The organism is Streptomyces sp. NPDC059256 (assembly GCF_042753785.1).
In the GTDB taxonomy this organism is placed as follows: domain Bacteria; phylum Actinomycetota; class Actinomycetes; order Streptomycetales; family Streptomycetaceae; genus Streptomyces.
The window spans coordinates 39157-59853 of record NZ_JBHYZO010000001.1 but is presented as its reverse complement, the minus strand read 5'-3'; the positions used below and the strand labels follow the sequence as shown (position 1 = coordinate 59853).

The following is a 20697-nucleotide window of genomic DNA, read 5'->3' as shown; positions in this document are numbered from 1 at the left end:
TTGCACAGGCGTTGGATGGTCTTTCCGTGGTGATCGAAGTCGTACGCCAAGTCCTCTGTGTGGCCGTCGTCGTCGGATGGATGACCGTGCTCGTCTACAGCCTGGCCAACCGCTGAGGATCCTGCGCTTGGGGCCGTCGCCGACCGTAGCCGTGATCACGCCGTGCTGGCCGGGGCGTGGACCGTCATTGCCCCCTGCGGGCGACGGGCCGCTGAGCCGTGGTGGTTCGGGTCCATCGGGGTCCGCGCCCAATTCGCCCTGAGAGCACTGGGGTTGACCCCGAGTCGACGACCGGGGGCGGTGTCCTCCGTGATGAGGATCCGGCGTCCCACGGTCGTCTTCAGGATGGGAGGCATCCCCCATCCCTCTCCTGAAGGGCCCTTTCTTGTGAAACCCACTCCGTTGCATCGGCGTGCCCTGCTCGCCGCCGTTTCGACCGTCGTCGTTCTCGGGGTCACGGCCGGGCCCGCCCTCGCGGGCCCGGCCACCAGCCAGGTACCCGGTGTCTCGCAGGCCCGGGCGGCCGAACATCCGCAGGCGCAGGCGCTTCAAGCCGCGCTGCGGGGACTTCCGGACGGTGAGGCGACCAGCGCGGTGGTACGCGCCGGTGGGCGGGACGGGCGATGGGAGGGCAGCGCCGGAGTGCGGGAGGTGCGCCACAACAGCCCAGCCCTCACCCACGGCCGCTTCCGCGCCGGATCGACGACGAAGGTGGTGACCGCGGCCCTGGTGCTGAAGCTCGCCGCCGATGGCAAGGTCAACCTCGACCGGCCCGTACAGCGCTACCTTCCCGGACTGCTGACGCCCGAGTTCCAGCCCGTCACCGTACGGCAGTTGCTCAACCACACCAGTGGGATCCAGCCCGCAGCCGTCGCCGATGCGTCCTGGGAGGAGCAGTACGCGCGCCGGCTCGACGTCGTGGAGCCGGAAGTGGTGGTGGCCGCGGGGATCGCCAGGGGCCCTGAGTTCGCACCCGGTACCCAACAGCACTATCTGAACATCAACTACACCATCCTCGCCATGCTGGTGGAGAAGGTGACCGGACGGTCGTTCGAGGAGGGTGCCGCTCGCTATGTCTTTCGGCCTGCCGGCATGCGGAACTCCTCCTTCCCTGGTAGCGACCCCCGCATCAACGGGCCGCACAACAGGGGCTATCAACTGGTCGACGGACAGCGGGTGGACGTCACCGAGTGGAATGTGGCGGACCGCTGGGCGGCGGGGGACATGATCTCCACCCTGGACGATCTGGAGCGATTGCTGACCGCGCTGTTCCGGGGCAAGGTCGTGCCGCAGCAGCAGCTCAAGGAGATGTTCACCGTTCCCCGGAACATCGCCGGCGCCAACAAGAGCGCCGGGCTTGAGCGGTTCATGGTCGACGGGGTGGAGGTCTGGGGCAAGACCGGTGCCCGCCCCGGCTACAACACGGTGGTCGCCGCCACCCGTGGTCTCACCCGTACGGTCGTCTATTCGGTGACCGGGACCGATGCGCACGCCCAGGGTCAGGCTATCGGCCAGCGCTTCGCCTTCCCGGCCTTCCGATAGGGCCCTCGCCGCTCCATCCGGGCGGTGGACCGAGCAATCGGCCCTCGGTTCGGGGTGTGCGGACCCCTCGCGGTCCGCACACCCCGGACCCGGGCTCGGGGACGCTGGTGTCAGCCATGGAGAACCTCTCCGAAGCTGCCGCTATCACTCTCCGCAACGGATGTTCCCCCGGGTGCGGCACGGGGATGGTGGGCGGCACAGTAATCGGGTAATACGGACGAGTAGTACCGGTTGGTAGAGCGCCCCGCCCCGACCGGCGCCCCAACCCGACTCGCGGCGAGGTGGACCTCATGACCGCACCACTGGAGAAGGACCGTACCCCCAAGGTCACCGAGCGTGAGGCCCGGCAGGTCGCCGAGGCCGCACGCGAACAGGACTGGCGCAAGCCCAGCTTCGCCAAGGAGCTGTTTCTGGGCCGGTTGCGGCTCGATCTGATCCACCCCCACCCCTTGCCCTCGGGGGAGGCCACCCGGCGTGGCGAGGAGTTCCTCACCCGGCTGCGCACCTTCTGCGAGACCAGGATCGACGGTGCGCTGATCGAGCGCGAGGCCCGCATCCCCGACGACGTCATCAACGGTCTGCGGGAACTCGGTGCGCTCGGCATGAAGATCGACACCAAGTACGGCGGACTGGGCCTCACCCAGCTCTACTACAACCGCGCCCTCGCGCTGGTCGGCTCCGCGAGCCCCGCCATCGGCGCCCTGCTCTCCGCACACCAGTCGATCGGTGTGCCGCAGCCGCTCAAGACGTTCGGCACCGAGGAGCAGAAGGACACGTTCCTGCCGAGGCTCGCCCGTACCGACATCTCGGCGTTCCTGCTGACCGAACCCGACGTCGGCTCCGACCCGGCGCGCCTGGCGACGACCGCGGTCCCCGACGCCGACGAGTACGTCCTCGACGGCGTCAAGCTCTGGACCACCAACGGTGTCGTCGCCGATCTCCTGGTGGTGATGGCGCGGGTGCCGAAGTCGGAGGGTCACCCCGGCGGCATCACCGCCTTCGTGGTCGAGGCGGACAGTGCGGGCATCACCGTGGAGAACCGCAACGCCTTCATGGGGCTGCGCGGTCTGGAGAACGGCGTCACCCGCTTCCACCAGGTCCGTGTGCCCGCCGCCAACCGCATCGGGCCCGAGGGAGCCGGCCTCAAGATCGCGCTGACCACGCTCAACACCGGTCGGCTCTCCCTGCCCGCGATGTGCGCGGGCGCCGGGAAGTGGTGCCTCAAGATCGCCCGCGAGTGGTCGGCCGCACGTGAGCAGTGGGGCAAGCCTGTGGCCCGGCACGAGGCGGTGGGAGCGAAGATCTCGTTCATCGCCGCCACCACGTTCGCCCTCGAAGCGGTCGTCGACCTCGCCTCCCAACTGGCCGACGAGGACCGCAACGACATCCGCATCGAGGCCGCGCTCGCCAAGCTCTTCGGCTCCGAGATGGGCTGTCTGATCGCCGACGAACTGGTTCAGATCCGCGGCGGCCGGGGCTTCGAGACCGCGGACTCGCTCGCGGCGCGCGGCGAGCGGGCGGTGCCGGCCGAACAGATGCTGCGCGATCTGCGGATCAACCGGATCTTCGAAGGCTCCACCGAGATCATGCACCTCTTGATCGCCCGTGAGGCGGTCGACGCCCACCTCAAGGTGGCGGGCGATCTCATCGACCCGGACAAGTCCCTGGGTGACAAGGCGAGAGCCGGTGCACAGGCCACCGCGTTCTACGCCCGTTGGCTCCCCAAACTCGTCACAGGACCGGGGCACAGCCCCCGCTCCTACGGTGAGTTCCACCCTGCCGGCCACCCCGACCTCGCCGTACACCTGCGCTATGCGGAGCGCAGCGCCCGAAAGCTCGCCCGCTCCACCTTCCTCGCCATGTCCCGCTGGCAGGGGCGGATGGAGACCAAACAGGGCTTCCTCGGCCGGATCGTCGACATCGGCGCGGAACTCTTCGCGATCTCCGCCACCTGTGTACGGGCGGAGATGCTGCGCGTCTCTGGTGACCACGGCCGCGAGGCGTACCAACTGGCCGACGCCTTCTGCCGCCAGTCCCGGCTGCGGATCGAGGAACTCTTCACCCGGCTGTGGTCCAACACCGACGACATCGACCGTCGAGTGGTGGACGGGGTCCTCGCGGGACGGTACGCGTGGCTGGAAGAGGGGATCATCGACCCCAGCGGCGACGGACCCTGGATCGCGGACGCCACACCCGGCCCATCCGAACGGGAGAACGTCCACCGCCCCATCCGTTGACGCTCTCGGGCACCCCTGTCAAGCGGGCCGTCGATTACGGACACAATGGGGGGATGAGCGACAGCCCATCCCCCCTTGCCGACCCGCACACCGTCTTCGACCCGGCCACCGGGCGCAGAGACATCGTGGTCCTTGGCTGTACCGGATCGATCGGCACCCAGGCCATCGACCTCGTCCTGCGCAACCCGGACCGCTTCCGGGTCACGGCGCTCTCCGCCGCGGGTGGCCGCGTTGCCCTCCTGGCCGAGCAGGCCCATCAGCTGGGGGTTCGCGTCGTCGCCGTGGCCAGGGAGGACGCCGTGCCCGCCCTGCGTGCGGAGCTGTCCGCCCGCTACGGCACCGCGCCGCAGCCCGAGATCCTGGCCGGCCCGGACGCGGCCACCGAACTTGCCGCATCCGAATGCCACACCGTGCTCAACGGCATCACCGGCTCCATCGGTCTCGCACCCACCCTGGCTGCGCTCAGGGCGGGCCGTACCCTCGCGCTCGCCAACAAGGAGTCGCTCATCGTCGGCGGGCCCCTGGTGAAGGAGTTGGCCCGCCCCGGTCAGATCATCCCGGTGGACTCCGAGCACGCCGCGCTCTTCCAAGCCCTGGCCGCAGGCAAGCTCTCCGAGGTCCGCAAGCTGGTCGTCACCGCGTCCGGCGGGCCGTTCCGGGGCCGTACCCGGGCCGAGCTCGCCAAGGTGACCCGCGCCGAGGCGCTGGCGCACCCCACCTGGGCGATGGGCCCCGTGATCACCATCAACAGCGCCACCCTCGTCAACAAGGGGCTGGAGGTCATCGAGGCGCACCTGCTCTACGACATCCCGTTCGAGCGCATCGAGGTCGTCGTCCACCCCCAGTCCTATGTGCACTCCATGGTGGAGTTCACCGACGGCTCCACGCTGGCGCAGGCCACCCCGCCCGATATGCGCGGCCCGATCGCCCTCGGTATCGGCTGGCCCGAGCGGGTGCCCGACGCGGCCCCTTCCTTCGACTGGACCAGGGCGTCGAGCTGGGAGTTCTTCCCCCTGGACACCGAGGCGTTCCCCGCGGTGGGTCTCGCCCGCCAGGTGGGGGAGCTGGGCGGTACCGCGCCCGCGGTGTTCAATGCGGCCAATGAGGAGTGCGTCGAAGCGTTCCTCGCCGGTCGGCTGCCTTTCAACGCCATCATGGATACGGTCACTGACGTCGTCACCGAACACGGGGTGCCCGTCCGGGGAACTTCACTGACGGTGTCCGACGTCCTGCAAGCGGAGAGCTGGGCCCGAGCCAGGGCCCGGGAGCTCGCGGTCAAGGCCACAGCGGAGGCTCGCGCATGACGATGTTGTTGACCATTCTCGGCATTGCGCTGTTCGCCGTGGGTCTGTTGTTCTCCATCGCCTGGCATGAGCTGGGCCACCTCTCGACGGCCAAGCTGTTCGGCATCCGGGTGCCGCAGTACATGGTGGGCTTCGGTCCCACCCTCTTCTCCCGGCACCGGGGCGAAACCGAGTACGGCATCAAGGCCATCCCCATGGGCGGCTACATCCGCATGATCGGGATGTTCCCGCCGGGGGAGGACGGCCGGATCGAGGCCCGCTCGACCTCCCCTTGGCGCGGCATGATCGAGGACGCCAGGACCGCCGCGTACGAAGAGCTCCAGCCCGGGGACGAGAAGCGCCTCTTCTACACGCGCAAGCCGTGGAAGCGCGTCATCGTGATGTTCGCCGGACCGTTCATGAACCTGATCCTCGCCGTCGCGATCTTCCTCGGGGTGGCGATGACCTTCGGGTTCGCCACCCAGACCACCCAGGTCGCCGGAGTCCAGAACTGCGTCATCAAGCAGAGCGAGGAGCGCGACACCTGCGCGGCGGGCGACCCGGTCTCCCCGGCGAAGCAGGCCGGCCTCCGTGCGGGCGACAAGATCGTCGCCTTCAACGGGGAGAAGGTCTCCGGTTGGCCCGAGCTCTCCGACCGCATTCGCCAGACGATCGGCCCCGCCAGCATCACCGTCGAGCGCGATGGCACCGAGCAGGTCCTTGAGGCCAACCTCATCAGGAACATGGTGGCCAAGAAGGACTCGGACGGGGAGGTCGTCCCCGACGCCTTCGTCCCGGCCGGCTACCTCGGCTTCGCCGCGCAGACCGAGATCCTGCCGCTGAACTTCACCCAGTCCGTCGACCGCATGGGCGACATGATGGCCAACGGCGTGGAGTCGATCATCGCCCTGCCGGCCAAGGTCCCCGACCTGTGGGACGCGGCCTTCAGCGACGGCGAGCGCAAGGACGACTCCCCGGTCGGTGTCGTCGGCGCGGCCCGCATCAGCGGCGAGGTGATGAACCTCGACGTCCCCACCGAGAACATCATCGCCACCTTCATGATGCTCCTCGCCGGCTTCAACCTGTCGCTGTTCCTGTTCAACATGCTGCCGCTGCTGCCGCTCGACGGCGGGCACATCGCGGGCGCCCTGTGGGAGTCCGTACGCCGCAACGTGGCGAAGGTCTTCCGCCGCCCCGACCCCGGACCGTTCGACGTCGCCAAGTTGATGCCGGTGGCCTATGTGGTCGCGGGCGTCTTCATCTGCTTCACACTGCTGGTCCTCGTGGCCGACATCGTCAACCCGGTGAAGATCAGTTGACCACCTGAGTGTGGGGCGGCCGGGTGTACTTTGCACCCGGCCGCCCCACTATGTGGGGTGTTTTCCTCGCGCGATGTGCTTGTCGTAACCGTGGTGCCGTAACCTCGGAGCCCTGGAGCCCGCCGTTCTCGGGACCTCGATCCACACCTTGGGGTTGCACAGCAGATGACCGCGATTTCTCTCGGTATTCCCACCGTTCCGATCAAGCTCGCCGACCGACGGGTCAGTCGGAAGATCCAGGTCGGATCCGTCGCGGTAGGTGGTGACGCCCCGATCTCGGTGCAGTCGATGACCACGACGCGCACCTCCGACATCGGTGCGACCCTCCAGCAGATCGCCGAGTTGACGGCCTCCGGCTGCCAGATCGTCCGGGTGGCCTGCCCCACCCAGGACGACGCCGACGCCCTGTCCATCATCGCGCGCAAGTCGCAGATCCCGGTCATTGCGGACATTCACTTCCAGCCCAAGTACGTCTTCGCCGCGATCGACGCCGGCTGCGCCGCGGTCCGGGTCAACCCGGGCAACATCAAGCAGTTCGACGACAAGGTGAAGGAGATCGCCGCGGCGGCGCTCGCCTCGAACACTCCCATCCGCATCGGCGTCAACGCCGGTTCGCTGGATGCGCGCCTGCTGAAGAAGTACGGCAAGGCCACCCCCGAGGCGCTCGTCGAGTCGGCCCTGTGGGAGGCGTCCCTCTTCGAGGAGCACGGCTTCCGCGACATCAAGATCTCGGTCAAGCACAACGACCCCGTCGTGATGGTCAACGCCTACCGCCAACTGGCTGCCCAGTGCGACTACCCGCTGCACCTCGGCGTCACCGAAGCCGGTCCCGCGTTCCAGGGCACCATCAAGTCGGCCGTCGCTTTCGGCGCCCTGCTGAGCGAGGGCATCGGCGACACCATCCGGGTCTCCCTCTCCGCCCCGCCCGCGGAGGAGATCAAGGTCGGCATCCAGATCCTGGAGTCGCTCAACCTCCGCCAGCGCCGGCTGGAGATCGTCTCCTGCCCCTCCTGCGGTCGGGCCCAGGTCGACGTCTACAAGCTCGCCGAGGAGGTCACCGCCGGCCTGGAGGGCATGGAGGTGCCCCTGCGGGTCGCGGTCATGGGCTGTGTGGTGAACGGTCCGGGCGAAGCCCGTGAGGCCGACCTCGGTGTCGCGTCGGGCAACGGCAAGGGCCAGATCTTCGTCAAGGGCGAGGTCATCAAGACCGTCCCCGAGTCGAAGATCGTCGAGACCCTCATCGACGAGGCCATGAAGATCGCCGAGGAGATGGAGAAGAACGGCATCCCCTCGGGTGAGCCGACCGTCTCCGTCGCGGGCTGACGCCCGTCAGACCTCCCGGTGACCCTCCGGTCACCGCACGTTGACGGGCCGGGTCGTTGTCGACCAGCAGACCGGACCGCTCCCGCTCCGGCCCCGGACGTGAGCGCGGACCGATCACTAGCCCGCACAGCGACCCCGCACCCCGAAAACGCCGACCACCCCCCGCACCAGGCAGTACCGGCCCCGCACCCGTCCGGCGACGGAATGCGGGGCCGCCCACCGCTCGGCACCCGGCCCACCCGGCAGGTACAGTGCGGAGACCAGCAGACCGTTTGGTGAGGCCCCCTCGTGTTGACGCAGACCACCACCCGGGTCCTCGAACCCAGCGACCTTGAAGCGGCGCTCGCCGTCCTGGAGAGCGAGCCCGTGACGAACGCCTTCGTCACCTCGCGGGTCCAGGTCGCCGGGCTCGACCCATGGCGGCTGGGCGGGGAGATGTGGGGTTGGTACACCGACGGACGACTGCGCTCGCTGTGCTACTCCGGCGCCAACCTCGTCCCCATCTGTGCCACCCCCGAAGCCGTTCGCGCCTTCGCCGACCGGGCCCGCAGGGCGGGCCGCCGCTGCTCATCGATCGTGGGCCCCGCCGAGCCCACGGCGCTCCTGTGGCGACTGCTCGAACCCAGCTGGGGCCCCGCCCGCGACGTACGACCCCACCAGCCGCTCATGGTCACCGACCGCGTGCCGACCGACATCGCGCCCGACCCCTACGTCCGCCGCATCCGCAAGGACGAGATGGAAGTGATCATGCCCGCGTGCGTGGCCATGTTCACCGAGGAGGTCGGAGTCTCCCCGATGGCGGGCGACGGCGGCCTCCTCTACCAGGCACGGGTGGCCGAGCTCGTCGGCGCCGGACGTTCGTTCGCCCGCATCGACGACGGCCGGGTCGTCTTCAAGGCCGAGATCGGCGCCGCCACCTCCCAGGCGTGCCAGGTGCAGGGCGTCTGGGTCGACCCCGAACACCGCGGCCGAGGACTCTCCGAGACGGGCATGGCCGCCGTACTGCGCTACGCCCTCGCCGACATCGCCCCCGTCGTCAGTCTGTACGTCAACGACTACAACACCGCTGCCCGAGCCGCGTACCGTCGCGTCGGCTTCGAGGAGACCGGCGCCTTCATGAGCGTCCTGTTCTAGGCCGCGTGGGACACCTCGCCCAGTCGTGACGGGATCCGGCGCACGAGCACCCCCGCCACAGTGCGCCGTTCTGACCGTCTGGCGAGACCAGTAGGGTTCGCGCATGGCAGCACTCTCCGATGTCCTGATCGGGCCGTTCGATCTTGCCTCGCGCATTGATGAAGCCCTGACGGTTCAGGCACTCGCCTTCGGGCTCAGCGACGAGGAGATCGCGGTACGCCGCCACATCGTCTACCGCCACATGCTCCAGCCGGGAGCCTGGGCCCTGGGTGCCCAGACCGGCACCGGCCGACTCGTCGGCTTCGTCTACGGCATGCCCAACGACCGCCGGCACTGGTGGTCCACCATCGTGGAGCCCTACCTCCGCAGTGCCGGCATCGACCACTGGCTCGACGACTCCTTCGTCATCACCGAACTCCACGTCCACCCCGACTTCCAGGGCCGTGGCATCGGGCGCTCCCTGATCACCGCCATCACCGACGGAGTGGACCAGCCGCGTTCCATCCTCTCGGCCCTGGACATCGAATCGCCCGCCCGGGGGCTCTACCGCAGTCTCGGTTACCAGGACCTCGCGCTCCAGGTCCACTTCCCGAGCGCACCCAGTCCGTACGCCGTGATGGGCGCCCCGCTGCCCCTGCTGAGGGGGAACTGATTTCCACCCTCACCAGCGGCCCAGCTAACCTCCTGGACATCACTCTTTCTTGACGCAGGAGAATTCCTCATGGCAGCCCAGGTCCAGCGCATGTCCCGTCTGATGGTCAAGACACTGCGCGATGACCCGGCAGACGCCGAGACGCTCAGTCACAAGCTGCTCGTCCGCGCCGGCTACGTCCGCCGCAATGCCGCGGGCATCTGGTCCTGGTTGCCGCTCGGCAAGAAGGTCCTGGAGAACGTCACCCGCGTGGTCCGCGAGGAGATGGACGCCATGGGCGCCCAGGAGGTTCTGCTCCCCGCCGTGCTCCCCAAGGAGCCCTACGAGGCGACCGGGCGCTGGGAGGAGTACGGGCCCGAACTGTTCCGGCTCAAGGACCGCAAGGGCGCCGACTACCTGCTCGGACCCACGCACGAAGAGATCTTCACCCTGCTCGTCAAGGACCAGTGCACGTCCTACAAGGACCTGCCGGTCACGCTCTACCAGATCCAGTCGAAGTACCGGGACGAGGCCCGCCCCCGCTCGGGCATCCTGCGCAGCCGCGAGTTCCTGATGAAGGACTCGTACTCCTTCGACACCACCGACGAGGGACTCGTCGACTCGTACGGCGCCCACCGCGAGACGTACATCAGGATCTTCGACCGGCTCGGGCTCACGTACCGCATCGTCTCCGCCATCTCCGGGGCGATGGGCGGCTCCGCGTCCGAGGAGTTCCTGGCCCCCGCAGCGGCCGGCGAGGACACCTTTGTCCACTGCACCGCCTGTGACTACGCGGCGAACACGGAGGCCGTGACCTACACCGTCGAGGCTCCGGCGCCCCAGCAGCACCCCGCGATGGAGGAGCTGGACACCCCCGACACCCCGACCATCGAATCGCTCGCCGCACACCTCGGTGTGCCGGCCGCCGCCACGCTGAAGAACCTCCTGGTGAAGGTGGACGGCGAGATCGTCGCCGTCGGAGTGCCCGGTGACCGCGAGGTGGACCTGGGCAAGCTCTCCGACCACCTGGCTCCCGCCGAGGTCGAACTGGTCACCGCCGAGGACTTCGCCGACCGCCCCGACCTGGTGCGCGGCTACGTCGGCCCGCAGGGCCTTGAGAAGGTCCGCTACCTCGCCGACCCGCGCATCGCGGCGGGCACGGCCTGGATCACCGGGGCCAACAAGGACGGCGCCCATGTGCGCCACGTCGTCGCGGGCCGAGACTTCGAGGTCGACGAGTACGTGGACGTCGTCACCGTCCAGGACGGCGACCCCTGCCCGAAGTGCGGCACCGGCCTCAAGCTGGACCGCGCCATCGAGATCGGCCACATCTTCCAGCTGGGCCGCAAGTACGCCGACGCCTTCCAGCTCGACGTCCTCGGGCAGAACGGCAAGCCCACCCGGGTCACCATGGGCTCGTACGGCGTCGGTGTCTCCCGTGCCGTGGCGGCGCTCGCCGAGCAGAGCGCCGACGAGAAGGGCCTGTGCTGGCCCGCGGAGATCGCACCCGCCGACGTCCACGTGGTCGCGGCCGGCAAGGCGCTCCAGATCGAACTGGCACTCCAGGCGGCCGATGCGCTCGCCGAGGCGGGGCTGCGGGTCCTGGTGGACGAGCGCCCGGGGGTGTCGCCCGGAGTGAAGTTCACCGATGCCGAACTGATCGGCGTGCCCAAGATCCTGGTCGCGGGCCGTCGCGCTGCCGAAGGGGTCCTGGAACTGAAGGACCGCCGTACCGGTGAGCGCGAGGAACTTCCCCTCGCGGAGGCCGTCGCCCGACTGCGCGCCTGAACCTCGCGTCGTGCCCCCCTCGGCCATCGGCCCGAGGGGGGCACGCCCGTGTCCACCGTTCCTCAGCCGTCGAAGCCCCCGCCCGTGCTCACAACCCGTGCTCACAACCAGGAGGCGAACTCCCACCGGAGCTCCGCCTCAGGGACGGACACCCGCCGGGCCGACTCCACCGCGCGGAACAGCGCCCACCCGCGCAGCCGCTCCGCATCCACCTCCAGCGAATCCGCGAGCTTGTTGATCCGACGCCGGGTCGCCGAAGCACCGGCCGCCGCGGCCACCAGGTCCTCCACCCGGTCCCAGGCGAGCCGGCCCAGATCGTAGGCGCGCTCCCCGACCACGGGGTCGGGGCCCACCGCGACCCAGGGCGTACGGTCCCCGGCCAAGACCTTGCCCTGGCGGAAGCTGCCGTGCAGCAGCAGGGACTCCGGGGAACTCTCAGCCAACTCGTCCCGCGCCGCCAAAGCTGCCATCACCAGGGGCTCCCCGGCCAACTCCGCCGAGTCACGCAGTGACTTCGCCTGGCGGGCGGTGCGTTCGGCGACCGTCTCGAAGCCATGGTCCGCGGCCGGCTCCACCCAGAGCCGGCGTACGATCCCCGCCGCCTCCAGCAGTGCCTTGCCGTCGGGGAGCGAGCGCAGGGACACCTCCGGGTGCAACCGCTCCAGCAGGAAGGCGCCCTCCGTGGGGGCAGCGGGCAGCAGATGGGCCGCACCCCAGCCGGCCCAGTGCGCGAGGGCCGCGCGCTCCGCCTCGGGTGCCGCGGACGGCGGCGCCAGCTTCAGCGCCGCTGAGGTGCCGTCCGAGCGTCTGACGAGCAGGACGCAACTGCTCCTGCCGCCCGGGACCACCGTCCGCTCGACCGCCAGTTCCAGCCGGTCCACTGCTTCCTCGGCGATCGACGGCAGCCGGGCGAGCCAGGCATCACCCTCACCGAGCGCCCGCACCAGACGTCGGGGCGCTTCAAAACCCATGTGCGAGTGTTTCCCTCTCCAACGATGTCGACACGGTCATCGGCGCCGACATCCATCTGTTCGGTCCACGCTCACCGCTGTTCGGTCCACGCCCACCGCTGCCTCCCGTAGCGCCACCGCCGTCGGGGACCGACGGGGACGGCTCGTCACGGACGGGCCGCACGCTCGGCGAGCCCAGGAAAGGCTACGCCGCTGCCCCGCCACCGGACCGACCGGACTGCCGCCTCCCGCAGCGACACCGCCGCCTCCCGTCTGAGCTGGCCGTTCGCCGCCCGTACGAGATCGGAGTACACACCGGCGACCCGGTCCTCCAGATGGCTGGCGAGCCGTAGGGCAGCGGCCGGGTCAGGGACCGGGAAGGGCAGGCCGTAACCCGGCGCAGCAGCGGCGGGGGTGCCGCCCAGGTCGCGCACGGTGCGTGCCAGTGCGTCGCGCCGGGCGCGGTGGGCGTTGTGGGCCTGGACGGCCTCGGCCCTGCGGGCGTCGTCGATCCGGGCGCCGACGACCCCGTAGCCGTAGACCGCGGCGTGTTCCGCGGCCAGCGCGGCCTGGACCGCGGTCAACAGGGCCGGGGCGCTCATGTGACCACTCCGCTCGGCACCGGGGCGGTCAACAGATAGGTGTGCGCGGCGCCGGCAGCGGCGACGGACGCCAGCAATCTGGCCAGTTCCGGCTCTGCGTCCACCAGGGCTGCTGTGTGGGCGTCGGCGATGTGCCGTTCGGCCGTCGCCAGGGCCCGCAGGGCACCGTCCGGGTCATCGGGCACCGTCGGCGGGGGCGCGGTACGACCGGTGCCGCCGAACGCCGTGACGTGCTCCGACACCGACCCGCGCAGCGCCGTCAACCGCCCGGCCAACTGCGGATGGCGCGTCACGGTGGCGTCGTACTGGTCCCGCAGCGCTCCGCTGGCGGCGGCCAACCGTTTCCGCAAGGTCGCGTCGGCCTCGGCTCGACGCTGCGCAGCGCGCTCCGCACGGGCGCGTGCATCCGGTCCGGAACCGCCATCGGAGCAGCCCGCAAGCGAGCCCGCGGTGGCCGCCGCCGTCACGACGAGGGCACGTCTACGTGTCGTCCCCGTGCGCCCCACGCGCGTCTCCCTACTTCTCGGTGATCATCGCCGCAGGCGAGCGTACCTGTGGGTCCCCCGTACGTGGACAGCAACACCCTTCCGGACCGGATACCCTTTGATCTGACACGCAGACTTGCCACGCACCCACAACAGCACACGCGGCCGAGGAGTCACCCGGATGAGCACCACCCAGAGCGACAGGCTGCGCGGGCTGCTGGAGCCGCTCGTCAGCGCCGCGGACCTGGATCTGGAAGAGATCGAGTTGTCCCGCGCGGGGCGTCGCCGGGTACTGCGGATCATCGTGGACTCTGATGACGGAGCCACTCTGGATGCCTGTGCCGAGTTGAGCCGTGCCATCTCCGAGAAGCTCGATGAGAGCGACGCCATGGGCGAGGAGGAGTACGTCCTCGAAGTCAGCTCGCCCGGCGCGGACCGCCCGCTGACCGAGCACCGCCACTACGTGCGCGCCGTCGGCCGGCTGGCCAGATTCCAACTGCACGACAGCGGTGAGCTGGTGGCTCGGATCCTCACCGTGGATGACGAGGGACTCGACCTCGAAGTACCGGGTGTGAAGGGGCGCAAGCCCACCGCCCGCCGCATCGCCTTCGACGAGATCGCCAAGGCGCGCGTCGAGATCGAGTTCAACCGCAAGGACAAGAAGCAGGAAGAGGAGGCGTAGCCGTGGACATCGACGTAAAGCTCCTGAAGGGCCTGGCGCAGGAGAAGGAGATTCCCTTCGACCTCCTGGTCGAGGCGATCGAGTCGGCCCTCCTCATCGCGTACCACCGCACCGAGGGCAGTCGCCGTCACGCTCGGGTGGTGCTGAGCCGGGAGACCGGTCATGTGACGGTGTGGGCCAAGGAGGACGCGGCCGATCTGGAGGAGGGCCAGGAGCCCAAGGAGTTCGACGACACTCCGTCGGACTTCGGTCGGATCGCCGCGACCACGGCCCGGCAGGTCATCCAGCAGCGGCTGCGGGACGCCGAGAACGACGTCACCTTCGGCGAGTACGCCCGCCGGGAGGGCGACATCGTCGCCGGCATGGTCCAGCAGGGCAAGGACCCGAAGAACGTCCTGGTGAAGCTGGACGACAAGCTGGAGGCCATCCTGCCGGTGCAGGAGCAGGTCCCCGGCGAGGAGTACACCCACGGGCTGCGGCTGCGCACCTATGTGGTGCGGGTGGCCAAGGGAGTGCGCGGTCCTTCCGTCACCCTCTCGCGCACCCATCCGAACCTGGTGAAGAAGCTCTTCGCGCTGGAGGTCCCGGAGATCGCGGACGGCAGTGTGGAGATCGCGGCGATCGCCCGCGAGGCCGGCCACCGCACCAAGATCGCGGTCCGCTCCACCCGCTCGGGGCTCAACGCCAAGGGCGCCTGCATCGGCCCCATGGGCGGTCGCGTGCGCAATGTGATGGCCGAGCTGCTCGGCGAGAAGATCGACATCGTCGACTGGTCGGACGACCCGGCCGAGATGGTGGCCAACGCGCTCTCACCGGCTCGGGTCAGCAAGGTCGAGGTCGTCGATCTGGCGGCGCGTTCGGCCCGGGTGACGGTGCCTGACTACCAGCTGTCCCTGGCCATCGGCAAGGAGGGGCAGAACGCCCGGCTGGCCGCTCGGCTGACCGGCTGGCGCATCGACATCCGCCCCGACACCGAGCAGTCCGCCGACGGTTCCGATGCCGACCCGGGCGCCGACCGGACCCGCGGCGAGCGCTGACCCGACCGCCCGGCGCTGAGCCGGGCGCCGGGGTGGCCTCCCATATGCTGCGGTGGTCACCTATATCAAGACAACGAACGTTCGATTCTTGCCCCAAACGGGTGGGGTCGCAACGGGGAGGTAGACTTAAACGTGTCTGGCCGGACGTATGCCCGCCTACGCCCTGAACGCACCTGCGTGGGCTGCCGGGAACGAGCGGCCAAGACCGATCTGCTGCGCATCGTGGTGGTCGGAGGCGAATGCGTCCCCGATGATCGCGGTACGCTGCCCGGCCGGGGTGCATATGTACACCCCGCCATGGACTGTCTCGATCTGGCTGTACGACGCCGGGCGTTCCCCCGGGCCTTCAAGGCCAAGGGACCGCTCGACACGGCCGGAGTGCATCGGCATCTGCACGACGCGCACGAGACGGCGCAGACAGCACCGTAATGAAGATGTACGGCACGGAATCCCGTGCGGTCAGGTACCTCGCGAGTCGGAAGTAGGTCGAGATTGCGATGAGCACCCCTCGATGAGTACGCGATGAGTACGCCCATGAAGTAGCGACGGTCCGGCGGTAACCCGGACCTAAAAGGAGCGAAGTGGCTAAGGTCCGGGTATACGAACTCGCCAAGGAGTTCGGCGTCGAGAGCAAGGTCGTCATGGCCAAGCTCCAAGAACTCGGTGAATTCGTCCGTTCGGCTTCCTCGACGATCGAGGCGCCGGTTGTACGCAAGTTGACTGACGCTTTGCAGGGACCCGGCTCCGCCGGCAAGTCCGCTGCCAAGCCCGGCGCGCCCCGCAAGGCAGCGCCTTCCCCCGCCCCCCGTCCGGGTGGCCCCACTCCCGGTGCGCCCTCCGCGGCGTCCCCGGCACGTCCTGCTGCTCCCAAGCCCGGCGCCCCGGCCCCCCGGCCGGCTGCCGCCGAAGCGCCTTCGAGCAGCGCCCCCAGCACGCCGGCCCCGGCAGCTTCAGGCCCGCGTCCGGGCCCCAAGCCCGCTCCGGCCAAGCCCGCCCCGGCGAACCCGGTGCCCGCGGCGGAGTTCTCCGCCCCGGCCCAGGCCCAGCCCGCCGCACCGCAGCAGGCTCCCCGTCCCGCCGCAACCCCCGGCCCTCGTCCGGCTCGTCCGGCCCCGGCCGGCGGTCAGCGCGACGGTGGCCAGCGTGATGGCGGACAGGGTCGCGGTGGCGACCGCGGCGACCGAGGTGGACGTCCCGCCGGCCAGGGTGCCCCGCGCCCGGGCGGCAGCCGTCCGGCCGGTCCCCGTCCGGGCAACAACCCCTTCACCTCCGGTGGCTCCACCGGCATGGCGCGTCCGCAGACCCCTCGTCCCGGTGGCGCACCCCGCCCCGGTGGCCAGGGTGCTCCCGGCGCACCGCGCCCGCAGGGTGGCCCCGGTGGCGCGCCCCGTCCGCAGGGTCAGGGCGGCGCCCGCCCGTCCCCGGGTGGGATGCCTCGTCCGCAGGCCCCCCGTCCCGGTGGCGGTCCCGCAGGTAACCGCCCGAACCCGGGCATGATGCCGCAGCGTCCTGCTGCCGGTCCCCGCCCCGGCGGCGGTCCCGGTGGCGGTGGCCGCGGTCCCGGTACGGGTGGCGGTCGTCCCGGTGGCGCAGGTGCCGGTCGTCCCGGTGGCGGTGGCGGCGGTTTCGCCGGTCGTCCCGGTGGCGGTGGCGGTGGCGGTCGTCCCGGTGGCGGCGGTGGCGGTTTCGCCGGTCGTCCCGGTGGCGGTGGCCCCGGTGGTGGCGGCGGCTTCGGCGGCGGTCGTCCCGGTTTCGCCGGTCGTCCCGGTGGCCCCGGTGGCCGTGGAGGCACACAGGGCGCGTTCGGTCGCCCCGGTGGCCCGGCTCGTCGTGGTCGCAAGTCGAAGCGGCAGAGGCGCCAGGAGTACGAGGCCATGCAGGCCCCGTCGGTCGGCGGCGTGATGCTGCCTCGCGGCAACGGCGAGACCATTCGCCTGTCGCGCGGTGCGTCCCTCACCGACTTCGCGGAGAAGATCAACGCCAACCCGGCGTCGCTCGTCGCGGTCATGATGAACCTCGGCGAGATGGTCACCGCGACCCAGTCCGTCTCCGACGACACGCTCGTCATGCTGGCCCAGGAGATGAACTACCTGGTCCAGATCGTCAGCCCGGAGGAGGAGGACCGCGAGCTCCTGGAGTCCTTCGACATCGAGTTCGGCGAGGACGAGGGCGGCGAAGAGCAGCTCGTCTCCCGTCCGCCGGTCGTGACCGTCATGGGTCACGTCGACCACGGTAAGACCCGACTGCTCGACGCGATCCGCAAGACGAACGTCGTGGCGGGCGAGGCCGGTGGCATCACCCAGCACATCGGTGCCTACCAGGTGAAGACCGAGGTGAACGGCGAGGACCGTCGGATCACCTTCATCGACACCCCCGGTCACGAGGCGTTCACCGCCATGCGTGCCCGTGGTGCCAAGTCGACCGACATCGCGATCCTCGTGGTGGCGGCCAACGACGGCGTCATGCCCCAGACGATCGAAGCGTTGAACCACGCCAAGGCGGCCGACGTGCCGATCGTGGTCGCGGTCAACAAGATCGACGTCGAGGGTGCCGACCCGACGAAGGTGCGCGGACAGCTCACCGAGTTCGGTCTGGTGGCCGAGGAGTACGGCGGCGACACGATGTTCGTCGACATCTCCGCCAAGCAGGGTCTGAACATCGACTCCCTGCTGGAGGCCGTGGTCCTGACCGCGGACGCCTCGCTCGACCTGCGCGCCAACCCGGAGCAGGACGCACAGGGCATCGCGATCGAAGCCCACCTCGACCGCGGCCGTGGTGCCGTGGCGACCGTCCTGGTCCAGCGAGGCACGCTGCGCGTCGGCGACACGATGGTCGCGGGCGACGCCTACGGCCGAGTGCGCGCCATGCTCGACGACAAGGGCGAGAACGTGGAAGAGGCGGGTCCCTCGACTCCGGTCCTCGTCCTCGGTCTCACCAACGTCCCGGGCGCCGGCGATAACTTCCTGGTGGTCGACGAGGACCGTACGGCCCGTCAGATCGCCGAGAAGCGCGCTGCTCGTGAGCGCAACGCGGCCTTCGCCAAGCGCACCCGCAGGGTCTCCCTGGAGGACCTGGACAAGGTGCTCAAGGCCGGCCTCGTGCAGGACCTCAACATCATCATCAAGGGTGACGCGTCCGGTTCGGTGGAGGCTCTTGAGTCCTCGCTGCTCCAGCTCGATGTGGGCGAGGAGGTCGACATCCGCGTGCTGCACCGTGGCGTGGGTGCGGTCACCGAGTCCGACATCGACCTGGCGATGGGCTCCGACGCCATCGTCATCGGCTTCAACGTCCGTGCGGCCGGTCGTGCCGCGCAGATGGCGGAGCGCGAGGGCGTCGACGTTCGGTACTACTCGGTGATCTACCAGGCCATCGAGGAGATCGAGGCGGCCCTGAAGGGCATGCTGAAGCCGGAGTACGAAGAGGTCGAGCTCGGTACGGCGGAGATCCGCGAGGTCTTCCGCTCCTCCAAGCTGGGCAACATCGCGGGTGTTCTCATCCGCTCCGGCGAGGTCAAGCGGAACACCAAGGCCCGTCTCATCCGCGATGGCAAGGTCATCGCGGAGAGCCTCAACATCGAGGGCCTGCGTCGCTTCAAGGACGACGTCACCGAGATTCGGGAAGGGTTCGAGGGCGGTATCAACCTCGGAAACTTCAACGACATCAAGATCGACGACGTCATCGCGACGTACGAGATGCGCGAGAAGCCGCGCGGCTGATCGCACACGGCACGGCCGGGGCCGGTCGGCGGGAAAACCCGTCGATCGGCCCCGGCCGCCGCATGTACGGTTCTGGTGGCCCCACCCTCGGCGTTCGATCAGGTGGGCCCACCTCAATCGCACATGAACCCGAACCGGCGGGACATCCGGACACACATGTATGTGGGGACGCTGTCCTTCGATCTGCTCCTCGGCGACGTACGGTCGTTGAAGGAGAAGCGCTCCGTGATCCGCCCGATAGTCGCCGAGATACAACGGAAGTTCTCGGTGAGCGTGGCGGAGACCGGGGACCAGGACCTCTATCGCAGGGCCGAAATCGGCCTGGCGGTGGTATCAGGGGACGCGGCGCACCTCACAGCAGTACTGGACCGGTGCGAGCGCTTTGTCGCGGGCCGGCCAGAGGTGGAGCTGCTCTCAGTTCGACGCAGGCTCCACAGCGACGAAGACTGATGGCAAGGCAAGCAGGTAAGAAGGAGAAGGACCAGTGGCCGACAACGCGCGGGCGAAGAAACTGGCGGACCTCATCCGGGAAGTGGTCGCGGAGAAGCTACAGCGCGGTGTCAAGGACCCGCGGCTGGGCACTCATGTGACCATCACCGACACCCGGGTCACCGGAGATCTGCGGGAGGCCACGGTCTTCTACACGGTCTACGGCGACGACGAGGACCGGGCGAGCGCCGCTGCGGGGTTCCAGAGCGCCAAGGGCGTACTGCGCAGCGCGGTCGGGGCCGCGGCGGGAACCAAGTTCACGCCCACCCTGACCTTCGTGGCGGATGCGCTCCCGGAGAACGCCAAGACGATCGAAGACCTCCTCGACAAGGCACGTGCCTCGGACGAGAAGGTGCGCGAAACGTCCTCGGGCGCGACCTACGCGGGCGAAGCGGACCCGTACCGCAAGCCGGAGGACGAGGACGACACCTCCGCATGACACAGCAGAACACCCCCGACGGCCTGGTCATCGTCGACAAGCCGTCGGGCTTCACCTCTCACGACGTCGTCGCCAAGATGCGCGGCATCGCCCGGACCCGCCGCGTCGGACACGCCGGGACGCTCGACCCCATGGCGACCGGTGTCCTGGTGCTCGGCGTCGAGCGGGCCACCAAGCTCCTCGGGCACCTCGCACTCACCGAGAAGGAGTACCTGGGCACCATCCGTCTGGGTCAGACGACCGTCACGGACGACGCCGAAGGAGCGCTCACCGCCTCCGTGGACGCATCGGCGGTCACCCGGGAGGGCATCGACAAAGGGGTGGCGGCCCTCACCGGCGCCATCATGCAGGTTCCGTCCAAGGTCAGTGCGATCAAGATCGACGGCAAGCGCTCCTATGCCCGCGTCCGCGGCGGCGAGGACTTCGAGATCCCGGCCCGGCCGGTCACGGTCTCCTCGTTCCAGGTGTACGACGTCCGTGGTGCCGTCGCCGACGACGGCACCCCGGTCATGGATCTGGTCGTCTCGGTCGTCTGCTCCTCGGGCACCTACATCCGGGCGCTCGCTCGTGACCTCGGCGCCGGACTCGGTGTCGGAGGACATCTGACCGCGCTGCGGCGCACCCGGGTGGGTCCGTACGGCATCGACGCGGCCAGGACGCTCGATCAGCTCCAGCAGGAGTTGACCGTGATGCCCATCGCCGATGCGGCTGCCGCGGCCTTCCCCCGGTGGGAAGTGGATGAGCGCCGCGCCAAGCTGGTGGCCCACGGCGTACGTCTGGACATGCCCCCGTACGACACATCACCCGTGGCCGTGTTCGGGCCGGAGGGGCGATTCCTCGCCCTGGTGGAGGAACAGAAGGGCAAGGCCAAGAGCCTGGCCGTCTTCGGCTGAGCACCATGGTGCGGGCCCACGTGGAGCGGGCCGCCGTCCCGCTCCACGTACTCCGCACTTCGCTCCGCTGTTCTCGGCCGCCCTCACCCGGACGGTCGGGCGCTCGGGGCACAGCGGGGTGCATGCGGGGGGCGTGTTCGCACCGTG

General features: G+C 69.6%; 19 protein-coding genes. 15 read left to right on the top strand and 4 right to left on the bottom strand.

Translation table 11 applies throughout. The features are described from left to right. Positions 1–155 precede the first annotated feature (155 nt). Positions 156–356, bottom strand: a complete 201-nt coding sequence (locus ACFXJL_RS00235) for a hypothetical protein (RefSeq protein ID WP_384688015.1) — start codon at positions 354–356, stop codon at positions 156–158. A 31-nt stretch (positions 357–387) separates the two neighbouring features. On the opposite strand from ACFXJL_RS00235, the gene ACFXJL_RS00230 reads away from it, so the two are divergent. From ACFXJL_RS00230 to ACFXJL_RS00195, 8 genes are all read left to right on the top strand, one after another. Continuing rightward, positions 388–1542, top strand: a complete 1155-nt coding sequence (locus ACFXJL_RS00230) for a serine hydrolase domain-containing protein (RefSeq protein ID WP_358878659.1) — start codon at positions 388–390, stop codon at positions 1540–1542. A gap of 290 nt (positions 1543–1832) precedes the next feature. Beyond that, complete coding sequence (locus tag ACFXJL_RS00225) at positions 1833–3779, top strand: acyl-CoA dehydrogenase family protein (RefSeq protein WP_358878658.1); 1947 nt, start codon at positions 1833–1835, stop codon at positions 3777–3779. 53 nt (positions 3780–3832) lie between these two features. Further along, positions 3833–5083: a 1-deoxy-D-xylulose-5-phosphate reductoisomerase gene (dxr, locus tag ACFXJL_RS00220; protein ID WP_358878657.1), complete on the top strand. Its 1251-nt coding sequence runs from the start codon at positions 3833–3835 to the stop codon at positions 5081–5083. Further along, positions 5080–6381, top strand: coding sequence for a site-2 protease family protein (locus ACFXJL_RS00215; protein ID WP_358878656.1), 1302 nt, complete (start codon positions 5080–5082; stop codon positions 6379–6381). Before dxr ends, ACFXJL_RS00215 begins: the two co-directional genes overlap by 4 nt. Positions 6382–6546: 165 nt before the next feature. Next, complete coding sequence (gene ispG / locus ACFXJL_RS00210; RefSeq protein ID WP_329023836.1) at positions 6547–7704, top strand: flavodoxin-dependent (E)-4-hydroxy-3-methylbut-2-enyl-diphosphate synthase; 1158 nt, start codon at positions 6547–6549, stop codon at positions 7702–7704. 291 nt (positions 7705–7995) lie between these two features. After that, positions 7996–8838, top strand: a complete 843-nt coding sequence (locus ACFXJL_RS00205; protein ID WP_358878745.1) for a GNAT family N-acetyltransferase — start codon at positions 7996–7998, stop codon at positions 8836–8838. A gap of 103 nt (positions 8839–8941) precedes the next feature. After that, entirely contained in the window at positions 8942–9490 is a 549-nt protein-coding gene (locus ACFXJL_RS00200; protein ID WP_383537143.1) for a GNAT family N-acetyltransferase, read from the top strand. Positions 9491–9559: 69 nt separating this feature from the next. Beyond that, complete coding sequence (locus ACFXJL_RS00195; RefSeq protein WP_384688011.1) at positions 9560–11257, top strand: proline--tRNA ligase; 1698 nt, start codon at positions 9560–9562, stop codon at positions 11255–11257. Between the two features lie 101 nt (positions 11258–11358). Here the strand turns inward: ACFXJL_RS00195 and ACFXJL_RS00190 are convergent, their stop codons facing one another. The 3 genes from ACFXJL_RS00190 to ACFXJL_RS00180 form a co-directional block, all read right to left on the bottom strand. Beyond that, a complete protein-coding gene (locus ACFXJL_RS00190; RefSeq protein ID WP_358878653.1) occupies positions 11359–12228 on the bottom strand; it encodes an aminoglycoside phosphotransferase family protein in 870 nt (289 codons plus the stop codon). 146 nt (positions 12229–12374) lie between these two features. Then, a complete protein-coding gene (locus ACFXJL_RS00185; RefSeq protein ID WP_384688009.1) occupies positions 12375–12809 on the bottom strand; it encodes a ferritin-like domain-containing protein in 435 nt (144 codons plus the stop codon). After that, positions 12806–13315: a hypothetical protein gene (locus ACFXJL_RS00180; RefSeq protein ID WP_358878651.1), complete on the bottom strand. Its 510-nt coding sequence runs from the start codon at positions 13313–13315 to the stop codon at positions 12806–12808. Before ACFXJL_RS00180 ends, ACFXJL_RS00185 begins: the two co-directional genes overlap by 4 nt. Before the next feature lie 160 nt (positions 13316–13475). Between ACFXJL_RS00180 and rimP the strand changes: the two genes are divergently transcribed. From rimP to truB, 7 genes are all read left to right on the top strand, one after another. Further along, positions 13476–13976: a ribosome maturation factor RimP gene (rimP, locus tag ACFXJL_RS00175; protein ID WP_358878650.1), complete on the top strand. Its 501-nt coding sequence runs from the start codon at positions 13476–13478 to the stop codon at positions 13974–13976. A gap of 2 nt (positions 13977–13978) precedes the next feature. After that, positions 13979–15013, top strand: coding sequence for a transcription termination factor NusA (nusA, locus tag ACFXJL_RS00170; protein WP_358878649.1), 1035 nt, complete (start codon positions 13979–13981; stop codon positions 15011–15013). Positions 15014–15145: 132 nt separating this feature from the next. Then, complete coding sequence (locus ACFXJL_RS00165; protein WP_358878648.1) at positions 15146–15442, top strand: YlxR family protein; 297 nt, start codon at positions 15146–15148, stop codon at positions 15440–15442. A gap of 152 nt (positions 15443–15594) precedes the next feature. Continuing rightward, the gene (gene infB / locus ACFXJL_RS00160) at positions 15595–18729 is read left to right on the top strand and encodes a translation initiation factor IF-2 (RefSeq protein WP_358878647.1); all 3135 of its coding nucleotides are present in this window, start codon (positions 15595–15597) and stop codon (positions 18727–18729) included. A 156-nt stretch (positions 18730–18885) separates the two neighbouring features. Further along, positions 18886–19179: a DUF503 domain-containing protein gene (locus ACFXJL_RS00155; RefSeq protein WP_329027824.1), complete on the top strand. Its 294-nt coding sequence runs from the start codon at positions 18886–18888 to the stop codon at positions 19177–19179. Positions 19180–19213: 34 nt separating this feature from the next. Next, entirely contained in the window at positions 19214–19657 is a 444-nt protein-coding gene (rbfA, locus tag ACFXJL_RS00150) for a 30S ribosome-binding factor RbfA (RefSeq protein WP_329023853.1), read from the top strand. Then, positions 19654–20550, top strand: coding sequence for a tRNA pseudouridine(55) synthase TruB (gene truB, locus ACFXJL_RS00145; RefSeq protein WP_384688006.1), 897 nt, complete (start codon positions 19654–19656; stop codon positions 20548–20550). The genes rbfA and truB overlap by 4 nt, the downstream gene beginning before the upstream one ends. Positions 20551–20697: the final 147 nt, after the last annotated feature.